This window comes from Streptomyces sp. AHA2 (assembly GCF_036857595.1).
GTDB lineage: Bacteria > Actinomycetota > Actinomycetes > Streptomycetales > Streptomycetaceae > Streptomyces.
Window position 1 is genome coordinate 119077 of the sequence record NZ_JAUQWJ010000009.1, and the last position, 13027, is coordinate 132103.

The 13027-nt window shown below is 73.9% G+C and carries 13 protein-coding genes; 7 read left to right on the forward strand and 6 right to left on the reverse strand.

Going from position 1 to position 13027, the window contains the following annotated elements; all coding sequences use genetic code 11:
* Position 1: 1 nt before the first annotated feature.
* A complete protein-coding gene (locus Q5694_RS20000) occupies positions 2–1366 on the reverse strand; it encodes a glutamine synthetase family protein (RefSeq protein ID WP_333934538.1) in 1365 nt (454 codons plus the stop codon).
* A gap of 84 nt (positions 1367–1450) precedes the next feature.
* Here Q5694_RS20000 and Q5694_RS20005 point away from each other — a divergent pair, with 84 nt between their 5' ends.
* The 3 genes from Q5694_RS20005 to Q5694_RS20015 all read left to right on the forward strand — a co-directional run bounded on the left by Q5694_RS20005 (position 1451) and on the right by Q5694_RS20015 (position 4515).
* Positions 1451–2188, forward strand: coding sequence for a FadR/GntR family transcriptional regulator (locus Q5694_RS20005; RefSeq protein WP_333934539.1), 738 nt, complete (start codon positions 1451–1453; stop codon positions 2186–2188).
* A gap of 148 nt (positions 2189–2336) precedes the next feature.
* On the forward strand, positions 2337–3779 hold the full coding sequence (eat, locus tag Q5694_RS20010) for an ethanolamine permease (protein ID WP_333934540.1): 1443 nt from the start codon (positions 2337–2339) through the stop codon (positions 3777–3779).
* 22 nt (positions 3780–3801) lie between these two features.
* The gene (locus Q5694_RS20015) at positions 3802–4515 is read left to right on the forward strand and encodes a gamma-glutamyl-gamma-aminobutyrate hydrolase family protein (protein WP_333934541.1); all 714 of its coding nucleotides are present in this window, start codon (positions 3802–3804) and stop codon (positions 4513–4515) included.
* Here Q5694_RS20015 and Q5694_RS20020 read toward each other — a convergent pair.
* Complete coding sequence (locus Q5694_RS20020) at positions 4502–5431, reverse strand: LysR family transcriptional regulator (protein WP_333934542.1); 930 nt, start codon at positions 5429–5431, stop codon at positions 4502–4504. The two genes, Q5694_RS20015 and Q5694_RS20020, sit on opposite strands and share 14 nt — an antisense overlap.
* 70 nt (positions 5432–5501) lie before the next feature.
* On the opposite strand from Q5694_RS20020, the gene Q5694_RS20025 reads away from it, so the two are divergent.
* Entirely contained in the window at positions 5502–6653 is a 1152-nt protein-coding gene (locus Q5694_RS20025) for a TDT family transporter (protein ID WP_333934543.1), read from the forward strand.
* Here the strand turns inward: Q5694_RS20025 and Q5694_RS20030 are convergent.
* The 3 genes from Q5694_RS20030 to Q5694_RS20040 all read right to left on the reverse strand — a co-directional run bounded on the left by Q5694_RS20030 (position 6565) and on the right by Q5694_RS20040 (position 8321).
* The gene (locus tag Q5694_RS20030) at positions 6565–7284 is read right to left on the reverse strand and encodes a helical backbone metal receptor (protein ID WP_333934544.1); all 720 of its coding nucleotides are present in this window, start codon (positions 7282–7284) and stop codon (positions 6565–6567) included. The genes Q5694_RS20025 and Q5694_RS20030 overlap by 89 nt on opposite strands.
* Positions 7281–7850 (reverse strand): helix-turn-helix domain-containing protein, encoded by a 570-nt coding sequence (locus Q5694_RS20035; protein WP_333934545.1) that lies wholly within the window; start codon positions 7848–7850, stop codon positions 7281–7283. The genes Q5694_RS20030 and Q5694_RS20035 overlap by 4 nt, the downstream gene beginning before the upstream one ends.
* 330 nt (positions 7851–8180) lie before the next feature.
* Complete coding sequence (locus Q5694_RS20040) at positions 8181–8321, reverse strand: hypothetical protein (protein ID WP_333934546.1); 141 nt, start codon at positions 8319–8321, stop codon at positions 8181–8183.
* Between the two features lie 81 nt (positions 8322–8402).
* On the opposite strand from Q5694_RS20040, the gene Q5694_RS20045 reads away from it, so the two are divergent.
* From Q5694_RS20045 to Q5694_RS20055, 3 genes are all read left to right on the forward strand, one after another.
* On the forward strand, positions 8403–9332 hold the full coding sequence (locus Q5694_RS20045; protein WP_443040909.1) for a 5'-3' exonuclease: 930 nt from the start codon (positions 8403–8405) through the stop codon (positions 9330–9332).
* Between the two features lie 115 nt (positions 9333–9447).
* Complete coding sequence (locus tag Q5694_RS20050) at positions 9448–10290, forward strand: siderophore-interacting protein (RefSeq protein WP_333934547.1); 843 nt, start codon at positions 9448–9450, stop codon at positions 10288–10290.
* Between the two features lie 129 nt (positions 10291–10419).
* Positions 10420–11406: an RluA family pseudouridine synthase gene (locus Q5694_RS20055; protein ID WP_333934548.1), complete on the forward strand. Its 987-nt coding sequence runs from the start codon at positions 10420–10422 to the stop codon at positions 11404–11406.
* Here the strand turns inward: Q5694_RS20055 and Q5694_RS20060 are convergent.
* The gene (locus tag Q5694_RS20060; RefSeq protein ID WP_333934549.1) at positions 11400–12968 is read right to left on the reverse strand and encodes a cytochrome P450; all 1569 of its coding nucleotides are present in this window, start codon (positions 12966–12968) and stop codon (positions 11400–11402) included. The genes Q5694_RS20055 and Q5694_RS20060 overlap by 7 nt on opposite strands.
* Between the last annotated feature and the right edge of the window lie 59 nt (positions 12969–13027).

The window sequence follows — 13027 nt, forward strand, 5'->3', positions numbered from 1 at the left end:
CTCACAGGCGTTCGAAGGAGCGGCGCAGCTCCCAGTCGGTCACCGCGGCGTCGAAGGCGTCCAGTTCGACGCGCGCCATGTTGCGGTAGTGGTCGACGACCTCGTCGCCGAAGGCGGCCCGGGCGACGGTGCTGTGCTCCCACAGCTCGGCGGCCTCCCGCAGGGTGGTGGGCACGTGGTCGAGACCGGCGGCGTAGGCGTTGCCGGAGCAGGCGTCGGGCAGGTCGAGCTTGTGCTCGATGCCGTGCAGGCCGGCCGCGACCAGTCCGGCGACGGCGAGGTAGGGGTTGACGTCTCCGCCGGGGAGGCGGTTCTCGAAGCGCAGGGAGCGGCCGTGGCCGACGACGCGCAACGCGCAGGTGCGGTTGTCGTGGCCCCAGGCGACGGCGGTCGGGGCGAAGGAGCCGGGCTGGAACCGCTTGTAGGAGTTGATGTTGGGGGCGTAGAGCAGGGAGAACTCGCGCAGGGCGGCGAGCTGGCCGGCGAGGAAGTGCCGCATGACGTCCGACATGCCGTCTTCGCCGTCCCCCGCCATGGCGTTGCCGCCGTCGGCGTCGGCGAGCGAGAGGTGGATGTGGCAGGAGTTGCCCTCGCGCTCGTTGTACTTGGCCATGAAGGTGATCGACATGCCCTCCTGGGCGGCGATCTCCTTGGCGCCGGTCTTGTAGACGGTGTGCTGGTCGCAGGTGACCAGGGCCTCGTCGTAGCGGAAGGCGATCTCGTGCTGGCCGGGGTTGCACTCGCCCTTGGCGGACTCGACGGTCAGGCCGGCACCCGCCATCTCGTTGCGGATGCGGCGCAGCAGGGGCTCGATGCGGCCGGTGCCGAGGACCGAGTAGTCGATGTTGTACTGGTTGGCCGGGGTCAGGCCCTTGTAGCCGGCGTCCCAGGCCTGTTCGTAGGTGTCCTTGAAGACGATGAACTCCAGCTCGGTGCCGACCTGGGCGGTGTAGCCCAGGTCGGCCAGGCGCTCCAGCTGGCGGCGCAGGATCTGGCGGGGCGCGGCGACGACGGGTGAGCCGTCGTGCCAGGCGAGGTCGGCGTGGAGCATGGCCGTGCCCGCGTTCCAGGGGACGCGGCGCAGGGTGGCCGGGTCGGGCACCATGGCGAAGTCGCCGTAGCCGCTCTCCCAGGAGGACATCGCGTAGCCGTCGACGGTGTTCATCTCGGTGTCGACGGCGAGCAGGTAGTTGCAGCCCTCGGTGCCGTTGCGCAGGACCTCGTCGAGGAAGAAGCGCGCGGCGAACCGCTTGCCCTGGAGCCGCCCTTGCATGTCGGGGAAGGCCAGGACGACAGTGTCGATCTCACCGCCCGCGACGAGGGCGTGCAGCTCCTCGACGCTCAGCGGGGGTGTGCGGTCTGCCACGGGAGGGCCTCCTTGGCTCCTTGGGTCCGCCGGGAGCCATAAGGTATTGCGGAGAACCATTGCTTGGGAAGGGGGTACGGCCACATGCCGGAGGAAGACGGCGGCGCCGGGGGGCGGGACGGGCTGACGCCGGTGCTGCGGCCGGTCCGCGCGGGCAACGGTTTCGAGGAGGCCCTGGAGCAGATCCTCCAGGTGGTGCGGCTGGGCCTGGTGCCGGGCGGGGAGCGGCTGCCGGCCGAGCGGGAGCTGGCCGAGCGCCTGGGGATCAGCCGGGTGACGCTGCGCGAGGTGCTGAAGGTCCTCCAGGACCAGGGCCTGGTCGAATCGCGGCGCGGCCGGTACGGCGGCACGTTCGTGCTGCCGCGCCCGGACGCCGGGGGCGAGGACGAGCTGCGGCGCCGGATCGCCGAGGTCGATCTGGAGGACGTGCTGCGCTTCCGCGAGGTGCTGGAGGTGGGCGCGGCCGGGCTGTGCGCGGCACACGGACTGACCGGCCAGCAGGTCGAGCGGCTGCGCGAGGCGCTGACCCGCACGCACGACGCGCCGCTCACGGACTACCGGCGCCTGGACACGCTGCTGCACCTGACCCTCGCCGAGCTGTCCGGCTCCCCCACGCTCACCGCGCAGTACGCGGCCGTGCGCGCGCAGGTCAACGACCTGCTGGACTGCATCCCGCTGCTGGTGCGCAACCTGGATCACTCGCAGCGCCAGCACACGGCGCTGGTGGAGGCCGTGATCGAGGGCGACGCCGACCAGGCGCGGGAGATCATGCGCGAGCACTGCGGGGGCACGGCGGCGCTGCTGAGGGGCTTCCTGGGCTGAGCCGGGACGTGCCGGGGAGCCGCGAGGATTTACGGGCGATTCACGCACGGGTCTTGCCTTCCCCGTTCGGCACCGCAAAGGTATGGGCTCATTCCATTGAGCGCAGCCCGTCCGCCCGTGTTCGCCACCGCCCGTGGGGAGACAGCCCATGTCCCAGGAATCCACTCCGACGCCCGCCCCGGAGGGCGACGACTACCTGGAACGCAGAGCGCTGCGCCGGGGCAGCGCCGGCTGGGTGCTGCTGACCGGTCTCGGCGTCGCCTACGTCGTCTCCGGCGACTACTCGGGCTGGAACTTCGGCCTCGCGGAGGGCGGCTTCGGCGGTCTCGCCATCGCCATGGTGCTCATGGGCACCATGTACGCCTGCATGGTCTTCGCCCTCGCCGAGCTGTCCTCGATCCTGCCGACGGCGGGCGGCGGCTACGGCTTCGCCCGCCGGGCGCTGGGCCCCTGGGGCGGCTTCCTGACCGGTACGGCGATCCTCATCGAGTACGTCCTCGCGCCCGCCGCCATCGTCATCTTCATCGGCGACTACGTCGAGTCGCTGGGCCTGTTCGGCCTGGAGTCCGGCTGGCCGGTGTACCTGGCCTGCTTCGTGATCTTCCTCGGCATCCACCTGTGGGGTGTGGGTGAGGCGCTGCGCTTCAGTTTCGTGGTCACCGGCGTCGCGGTGGCCGCCCTGATCGTGTTCGCGCTGGCCGCGCTGCCCGACTTCTCCTTCGGCTCGCTGGACGACATTCCGGCCGACCCCTCCGCCGCCGGGTCGAGTTCCTGGCTTCCCTTCGGGCTGCTCGGCATCTGGGCGGCGTTCCCCTTCGGCATGTGGTTCTTCCTGGGCGTCGAGGGGGTGCCGCTGGCCGCCGAGGAGACCAGGGAGCCGGCCCGCACACTGCCGAAGGCGATCCGCTGGTCGATGGGCATCCTGGTGGTGCTCGCGGTGGTCACGTTCTTCGCCGCGGCCGGTGCGCGCGGCTCGGCGGCCGTGCAGGAGGCGGGCAACCCGCTGGTGGAGGCGCTGCAGCCGGACGGCGAGGCGACGACCCTCAGCCGGATCGTCAACTATGCGGGCCTGGCCGGCCTGGTGGCTTCCTTCTTCTCCCTGATCTACGCGGGCTCGCGCCAGCTGTTCGCCCTGTCCCGGGCGGGCTACCTGCCGCGCTTCCTGTCCCTGACCAGCCGTCGCAAGGCCCCCTACCTGGGCCTGCTGGTGCCCGGCACGATCGGTTTCCTGCTGGCGGCGGTGACGGGCGACGGGGCGCGGATGCTGAACGTCGCGGTGTTCGGCGCGACCATCTCCTACGCGCTGATGTCCCTGTCCCACATCGTGCTGCGCCGCCGCGAGCCGGAGCTGCCGCGGCCGTACCGCACGCCGGGCGGGGTGCTCACCTCCTCGGTGGCCCTGGTGCTGGCCTGCGCGGCGCTGGTGGCCACGTTCCTGGTGGACGTCACGGCGGCGTGCATCGCGCTGGTGGTGTACGCCGTGGCCGTCGCGTACTTCTGCCTGTACAGCCGCAAGCGGCTGGTGGCGAAGGCGCCGGAGGAGGAGTTCGCGGCGCTGGCGGCGGCCGAGGCGGAGTTGGCGCGGGACTGAACCGCCGAGTGATGAGGGAGTCGTGGTGAGCAGGCCGTTGATCGGGGTCAGCACCTACCTGGAGGCCGGTGCGCGCTGGGGTGTGTGGGAGCTGGAGGCCGCGCTGCTGCCGGTCGGCTACCCGCGCCTGGTGCAGCGGGCGGGCGGCCTGGCCGCGATGCTGCCGCCGGACGACCCGGAACGGGCCGCGGCCACCGTGGCCCGCCTGGACGGGGTGGTCGTCGCGGGCGGACCGGACGTGGAGCCGGTCCGCTACGGCGCGGAGCGCGACCCGCGGACCGGCCCGCCGGCGCCGGAGCGGGACGCCTGGGAGCTGGCGCTGATCGACGCGGCCCTGGCGGCGGGCGTCCCGCTGCTGGGGATCTGCCGGGGCATGCAGCTGCTCAACGTCGCGCTGGGCGGCACGCTGGTGCAGCACATCGACGGGCACGCCGAGGCCGTGGGCGTCTTCGGCGGCCACGCCGTCAAGCCGGTGCCCGGGAGCCTGTACGCCGGGGTCGTACCGGAGGAGACGTTCGTCCCGACGTATCACCACCAGGCCGTGGGCCGGCTGGGCGAGGGCCTGGTGCCGTCGGCGTACGCGGCGGACGGCACGGTGGAGGCCGTGGAACTGCCGTCCGCCCCCTGGGTGCTGGGAGTGCAGTGGCACCCGGAGATGGGGGACGACGCACGGGTGATGCGGGCGCTGGTGGAGGCGGCGGCCGGGCGCCGAGCCCCCGCGGTCACCCCCGGGTGAGCGACAGCAGGTCCCGCGCCGGGCCGGTGGGGCGGTGCCCCGTGGGCCACACCGCCCTCAGGTCGCGGGCCAGGGCGACCCCCTCCACCGGCACCGGGACCAACCGCCGCATACCCAGCTCCTCCCCCACCGCGAGTTCGCTGAGCACCGCCGGCCCGGCCCCGCTCACCGCCGCCGCCTTGACCGCCGTCGTGGACGACAGCTCGATCAGGGGCCGGGCGAGGCCGCCCAGCGCGGCGTCCAGCACCTGCCGCGTCCCCGACCCCTTCTCCCGCAGGATCAGCGGTGTCGAGGCCAGTTCCTCCGCCGCCAGCGCCCGCCGCCGCCGGGCCCAGGTGTGCCCGGGCGCGGTGACCACGATCAGCCGGTCGTGGGCGATGACCACCGAGTCCAGCCCGGTCGGCACGCTGAGGCCCTCGACGAATCCCAGGTCCGCCTCGTCCGCCAGCAGCCGCTGCGCCACCACCGTCGAGTTGCCCGCGTGCAGCGACACCGCCGTGTCCGGCCGCTGCGCCCGCAGCGCGAGCAGCCAGCCCGGCAGCAGGTACTCCGCGATCGTCATGCTCGCCGCCACCCGCAGGCGCGAGTCACGGCGGTCGCGCAGCGCCTGCGCGCCCACGTCGAACGCCTCGGCCGCCTCGACGATCCGTCGCGCCCAGTCCGTGACCAGCGCCCCCGCGTCCGTCAGTCGCGAACCCCGCGGCGAGCGGTCGACCAGCGCCACCCCGAGCTGCCGCTCCATCGACCGGATCCGGCTGCTGGCCGCGGGCTGGGTGATGCCCATCTCCCGCGCGGCCCCGCCGAGGCTGCCGACCCGTGCCACCGCCAGCAGCAGCTCCAGCGCACCGAGGTCCGGGACCCGGTGCGCCAGGGATCCCGCCCCGGAAAGCCCGGCCCGACCGTCTGCGTTGCTCATAAACCCAGCTTATGTCGCCATAGGAACGCACTCCCTGGTGGCCCGGCTCCCCCGCCACCACCGTGGAGGCATGGTCACCGCAGCCCGGCCCCTGGCACTCCGCGTCTCCGTCCGACACCTCGGACCCAACTGGTACGCCACCGTCATGGGCACGGCCGTCGTCGCCACGGCCGGCGCCGGACTGCCGCCGCACGTGCCCGGGTTGCGCGCCGCGCTCACCGCGGTCTGGGTCCTCTCGCTGCTCCTGCTGCTGGTCCTGCTCGGCGCCCGGGCCGCGCACTGGGGCCATCACCGCGACCAGGCGCGCGCCCATCTCCTCGACCCGGCGACGGCTCCCTTCTACGGCTGCCTCGCCATGGCCCTGCTGGCCGTCGGCGCCGGTGCCCTGTCCGTCGGCCGGGACCTCGTCGGCCTGCGGGCCGCGGTCGCCCTGGACGCCGCGCTGTTCACCGCCGGTACGGTGCTCGGAGTGGCCGCCGCCGTCGCCGTCCCGTACCTGATGGCCGTGCGGCACCGGGCGGAGGCGGGGCAGGCCACGCCGGTCTGGTTGCTGCCGCTGGTCGCGCCGATGGTGTCCGCCGCCGTCGGGCCGCACCTGGTGCCGCACCTGCCGGCCGGGCAGCCCCGCCAGACGCTGCTGCTCGTCTGCCTCGCCCTGTTCGGGCTGAGTCTGCTGGCGACCCTGCTGATGCTGCCGCTGGTCTTCGCCCGGCTGCTCACCGGCGGGCCGCTGCCTCTCGCCCTGACCCCGACGCTGTTCCTGGTGCTCGGGCCGCTCGGCCAGTCCACCACCGCCGTCGGCGCGTTCGCGGACGTCGCCCCCGGAGTCGTTCCGGAGCCGTACAGCCAGGGTTTCGGTGTCCTCGCCGTGCTCTACGGGGTGCCCGTCATGGGGTTCGCGCTGCTGTGGTCCTGCCTGGCCGCCGCCCACGTCCGGCGGGCCCGGCGGCAGGGCATGCCGTTCTCCATGACCTGGTGGTCGTTCACCTTCCCGGTCGGCACCTGCGTCACGGGCGCCGAGGCCCTCGGGCGGCACACGGGGCTGGTGGCCTACGCGGGCCCGGCGGTCGTGCTGTACGCGGTGCTGGTGGCGGCGTGGGGCACCGCGGTGGCCGGGACCGTGCGCGGACTGCTCAGCGGCGCGCTGCTCGCAGGGCCCGGCCGAGCACCCGCGGCGCCTCGCACAGTGACGGTCCGTACCACGTCAGGTGCCGTCCGCTGACCAGGGCGCAGGGCAGCGCCGGGAACGCCTCCGGGCCGTCGTCCGCGGTGAAGCGGTAGGGCTCGTCCGGCAGGACCACCAGGTCGGCGCCGCAGTCACGCAGCTCCTCCAGCGGGACGCGCGGGTAGCGGTCGGGATGGTCCGCGTGCACCAGCGCGACGCCCAGGCGGGCCAGGACGTCGCCGGCGAAGGTGTCGCGGCCGAGCACCATCCAGGGGCGCCGCCAGATCGGCACGACCGCCCGCGGCCGGTCCATCGGCACGGGCAGGGCCGCCCAGGTCTCCTCGGCCTCGTCGAGCCAGCGGGGACGGGCCGGCACCCCGCAGGCCTCCAGCACCCGGGCCAGTTCCCGGAAGGCCTGCGGCACGTCCCGCACCTCGGTCACCAGGACGCCGGCACCCGCCGCCCGAAGGGCCTGCAGGTCGGGTGCGCGGTTCTCCTCCTCGTTGGCGATCACCAGGTCCGGTTCGAGGGAGGCGATCAGGTCCACGCGGGGGTTCTTGGTGCCGCCGACGCGGACGGCGTCCAGGGCGGGCGGGTGCGTGCACCAGTCGGTGACGCCCACCAGGACGCCGGGGGCGGAGCGGGCCACGGCCTCGGTCAGTGAGGGGACGAGCGAGACGACCCTCACCGGCGCGGCCGGTCCCGGACCGCCTCGATGTGCTCCGCCACGGCGACGACGATGACGCGGGTGTCCGACTCCGCGGCCCGCCAGCGGTGGCGCACCCCGCCGGTGAGGTACAGGGTGTCGCCGCGCCCGAGGCGGTAGGCGCGGCCCTCCGCCTCGATCTCCACCGCGCCGTCCGCGACGTACATCAACTGGTCGTTGCGGTACTGGAATTCACGACCCGCGTCGTGGTCGCCGGTGAACTCCGAGGCGTGCATCTGGTGGTGCCCGCGCACCAGGGAACGGGTGCGGGGGCGGGGCAGCGGTTCGGGCTCGTCGGCGCGGACCACGTCGACGCTGCACGCGGGGTCGGCCGCGGCGAGGAGTTCCACCGCGGTCGTGCGCAGGGCGTCGGCGACCTTCTCCAGGGAGCTGCGGCTGGGGCGGGCCCGGTCGTTCTCGACCTGGCTGAGGAAGGGGACGGACAGGCCGCTGCGCTCGGCCACGACGGCAAGGGTGAGGTCCAGCGCGCGGCGCCGCCGGCGCACGGCCGCGCCCACCCGAAGGGACTGTTCTTTGTGGTCGCCCATCGCTCCGGCTCCCTCCTTCGCCCGTCGTCCGCTCCCCGTGCCCCGGCGGTCCGGCGCACTCCTTCCGCCGGCCTGTCTGCACCCTACGCATGTTCGGCGGGCCGCATCACGCGCCCGTCGCATCGCCGTCGTACCGGGCGGTGCGCGACCTGACGGTTCGCGCCAGACGATCCGCCGCCCGGGGCGGTGGGGCGGGCGTTCCTCCCGTGGGAGGAACAGGGAGGGGAAAGGGGTTCGGGGGGTGGCGTAGCGCTCTGTGGTTGTCCGGATCCCGCTGGTGGGATCGTGGGGTGGGTGGGACGCGGCGTGTCGCGCGTCCCACCCGGAACCCTACTGCGGCGCCATCCGGTCCACCATCTCCGGGTGCCGCTCCAGCCACGCGGCGACGGCCTGCTTCTCCTTGCCGCGGCCGCGGCCCTCGATCCCGCTGTCCAGGCTGCCGCTTCTCCAGCGCGGGGGGAGGCAGCACACGAGCCGCAGGAGGGCGCTTGTTCGGGCACACGGGCTGCACGGAGGCGACGTGCCGGGTGGCTGTCGGAGCCGTACGGCATGATGCGAGGCGTGACCGGACGACTGATGCTCCTCGACACCGCTTCCCTGTACTTCCGCGCCTACTTCGGGGTGCCCGAGTCGGTCAAGGCACCGGACGGCACGCCGGTGAACGCCGTGCGGGGACTGCTCGACTTCATCGACCGCCTGGTCAAGGACCACCGGCCCGGGCACCTGGTGGCCTGCATGGACGCCGACTGGCGGCCGCACTGGCGCGTGGAGCTGATCCCCTCCTACAAGGCCCACCGCGTCGCCGAGGAGCGCCCGGCCGGCCCGGACGAGGAGGAGGTGCCGGACACCCTGTCGCCGCAGGTGCCGGTCATCGAGGCGGTGCTGGACGCGCTGGGCATCGCGCGCGTGGGCGTCGCGGAGTACGAGGCGGACGACGTGATCGGCACCTTCACCGCGCGGGCGGAGGGTCCGGTCGACATCGTCACGGGCGACCGCGACCTGTACCAGCTGGTGGACGACGCGCGCGGGGTGCGCGTGCTGTACCCGCTCAAGGGCGTGGGCACGCTCCAGCTCACCGATGAGGCGGTGCTGCGTGAGAAGTATGGGGTCGACGGGAAGGGGTACGCGGATCTGGCCCTGCTGCGCGGCGACCCCAGCGACGGGCTGCCGGGCGTGCCGGGCATCGGCGAGAAGACCGCCGCCAAGCTGCTGGCCGAGTTCGGCGACCTGGCCGGGATCATGGCGGCGGTGGAGGACCGGAGGTCGAAGCTGACACCGACGCAGCGCAGGCGGCTGGACGAGGCGCGTCCGTACCTGGCTGTCGCGCCGAAGGTGGTCAGGGTCGCGGACGACGTGCCCCTGCCCGAGGTGGAGACCGCGCTGCCGCGCGGCCCGCGCGATCCGGCGGCCCTCGAGGCCCTGGCGGTCCGCTGGGGTCTGGGCGGATCGCTGGAGCGGCTGCTGGTGACGCTGTCGCAGTGACCGCCGTCGGCCCTCCGGGGCGGGCGGCCTGCCGGAAACCTCGAGCCAGGAGGTGTACGCGGCGGCCGGGGTGCTAACTTAGGTAACCCTAATCGTGCGAGACAGGGAGGTCCTCATGGCAGAGCGACCGGGACGCCAGCCGCGCAGGACGCACTCCGCGCAGGTCGTCCGCACCGAGCGGCTGACCCCGCACATGCAGCGCGTGGTGCTCGGCGGCGAGGGCCTCGCCGACTTCTCGGCGGACACCTGCACCGACCACTATGTGAAGCTGCTGTTCCCGCCGCGGGGCGTGACCTATCCGGAGCCCTTCGACCTCCAGCGCGTCCGTGAGGAACTCCCCCGCGACCAGTGGCCGGTGACCCGTACGTACACGGTGCGCCACTGGGACGCCGAGCACCGCGAGCTGACGCTCGACTTCGTCATCCACGGCGACGAGGGCCTGGCCGGCCCCTGGGCCATGCGCGTCCGGCCGGGCGAGACCGTGCGGTTCATGGGACCCGGCGGGGCGTACACACCCGACCCCGCCGCCGACTGGCATCTGCTCGTCGGTGACGAGAGCGCCCTCCCGGCGATCGCCCGCGCCCTGGAGTCCCTGCCGCCGGGGGCCCGGGCCCACGCCTTCGTGGAGATCTCCGGCCCCGAGGAGGAGCAGAAGATCGACTCCGACGTGGAGGTCGTCTGGTTGCACCGCGGCGGCCGGCCCCAGGGCGAGGCACTGGTCGAGGCCGTGCGGAACCTGGAGTTCCCCGAAGGCCGCGTGCACGCCTTCGTCCACGGCGAGGCGCACTTCGTGAAGGAGCTGCGCAAGCTGCTCCGCGTCGAGCGCGGCGTCCCCCGCGAGGACCTCTCGATCTCCGGCTACTGGCGGCTCGGGCACAACGAGGACGGCTGGCAGGCCTCCAAGCGGGAGTGGAACGCCCGGATCGAGGCCGAGCAGGAGAACGCCCCGGCGGCCTGACCGGTGCCCCGTCGCGCCCGGCCTGCGCCCCACCGGGTCCGGCCCGTGTTCTCGCCCGGGCCCGCCCACCGCCGGCGGTGAACCGGAGCGGTGTCCCGTCTCCCCGCCCGGGCTCGTACGCTGGCGGCGATGAGACGCAAGACCCGCATCCCGCCCTCGCCCCTGCCGCAGCGCCACGGCGTGGACCCGGTGCGCGTGCGGCTGCCCCTCTCGGATGAGTGGCCCACCGTGCGCGACCATCTGGTCGAACGGCTCAGCGGGGCGGGGGACGGCGTCGTCGACGGGATGCTCCGGGCGGGGCTGATCGTGACGGCCGACGGACGGCCGGTCGCCCCGGACGCCCCGTACGCCCCCGGTTCGTTCGTGTGGTTCCACCGGGAGCTGCCCGACGAGGTGCCGGTGCCGTTCCCGCTTCGGGTCGTGCACCGCGACGAGCACATCGTCGTCGTCGACAAGCCGCACTTCCTGGCCACCACCCCGCGCGGCGGTCATGTCGCCGAGACCGCGCTGGCGCGGCTGCGCCGGGAGCTGGACCTCCCCGCGCTCACCGCCGCGCACCGCCTGGACCGGCTCACCGCCGGACTCGTGCTGTTCACGGTGCGCCCCGAGGAGCGCGGCGCCTACCAGACCCTGTTCCGCGACCGGCTGGTCCGCAAGGAGTACGAGGCCGTCGCCCCGTACGACCCCGCGCTCGTCCTGCCCCGGACCGTGCGCAGCCGGATCGTGAAGGAGCGCGGGACGCTCACCGCCCGGGAGGTGCCCGGGGAGCCCAACGCGGTCACCGAGGTGGAACTGCTGCGGCGGCGCCCGGACGGGCCGGACGGGCTCGCCCGGTACCGGCTGCTGCCGCGCACCGGGCAGACGCATCAGCTGCGGGTGCACATGAGCGCGCTGGGCGTGCCGATCCTCGGCGACCCCCTCTATCCCGCGATCACCGCCCCGGCCCCGCCCGGCGACTTCCGGCGCCCCCTGCAACTCCTCGCCCGGGAACTGGAGTTCAAGGACCCCGTCACGGGCCGGGAGCACCGGTTCCGCAGCACCCGGACGCTCGGCGCCTGGACCTCGTACGACCGGTGGGCCGCCGGGACGTACGGCGGCCCGGCGGACGGTCAGTAACCGCGCCACCAGCTGAGGAACCGCTGCCACACCCCCGTGCGGCCGGCCGGTTCTTCTGCCGCCTGCACCGGCGGGACCGGAACCGGCCGGGGCTGCGCCGGGGCCGGCTGCGGCAGCGGTGCGGCGAGTTGCACGGCGACCGGTGCGGGTGCCGCGCCGGCGGCCGCTGCGGGCAGCGGCGCAGCCCCGGCCTGGGCCTGCGGCTGGAGCTGCGGCTGGACGGTACCGATCTGCCAGTCGGAGCGCTGCGCGGGGACCGGCTTGTGGTGGGGCTGCTCGGAGACGTCCTGCGGCGGCTTCGGCGAGAAGGTCACCGGCAGGTCCACCAGGTGGCGGGAGGCGATGGACGCCGTCCAGCGCAGGTCCTCCTCGTCGCAGTCGAGTTCGACGTCCGGCAGCCGCATCAGCAGGGCGTCCACGCCGACGTCGGCGATGGACCGGCCGATGTCCTGCCCCGGGCACTCGTGCGGGCCGCCCCCGAAGGCGAGGTGGGACCGGTTGCCCTGCATGCTGGCCTTCAGGTCCGGCCGCACCCGCGGGTCCACGTTCGCCGGCAGCGGGGCGAAGAGCAGGCCGTCGCCGCGGCGGATGCGCTGGCCGCCCAGTTCGGTCTCCTGCTTGGCGAAGTAGGCGAAGACCGTGCTGAAGGGCGGCTCGTTCCACAGGGACTGCTCCACCGCCTCCGGCACCGTCATCTGGCCGCCGTTGAGCTGTGCCCGGAACCGCGGGTCGATCAGCACCGTCAGCAGCACGTTCGACAGCAGGTTCGTGGTGGCCTCGTAGGCCGCGAACAGCACGAGGCGCAGGTGCTCGCGGACCTCGTCGTCGCTCAGCCGGGCGGGGTGGGTGATCAGGTAGCTGGCGAGGTCCTCCTCCGGCTGGGCGCGGCGCCGGGCGGTGAGCCGGCCGAGGGCGTCCATCACGAAGGCGTGGCTGGCGATCGCGGTCTCGGTGCCCTTGAGCGCGTCCCGGGCGGCCTCCACCAGGCGGTCGCTGTACTCGTCGGGCATGCCGAGGATCTCGCACATCACCGCCATCGGCAGGTGCTCGGTGAACTGGCCCACCAGGTCGGCCTCGCCCACCTCGCAGAACCGGTTGACGATCGCCTGCGTGCTGCGGTTGATGTACCGGCGCAGGCTGCGGAAGTCGATGGTGGAGATGGCACCCATGACGGCACCGCGTAGCCGCTTGTGCTCGTCGCCCTCGGCGTGCGAGGCGATGGGCTGCCAGGCGATGTGCGGCATCAGCGGGTGGTCCGGCTTGACCAGGCCCTCCCGCAGCGGGGTCCAGATCCGGCTGTCCCGGCAGTAGTGCGAGGGCGAGCGCACCATGTGCAGGTTCTCGGCGTGGCCCAGCACGATCCACATCGGCACGTCGTCGTGGAGCAGGACGGGCGCCACGGGGCCGTGCTGCTCCCGCAGTTGCTCGTACAGCGCTCCCAGGTCCTCCGCCTCGTGCAGCCGGTGCAGTCCCCCGGGCCCGAGGCCGTGCGCGGGGCAGCCGGGGGGCGGGCCGGGCCGGGCGTCGTCGGTACCGGTCGGGGCGTGGGATTCAGACGTCACAGTGGTCGCTCCGGAGCTTTCCAGGTGTCACGGGGGGGAGGTGCGGTGCGGTCGCCGCG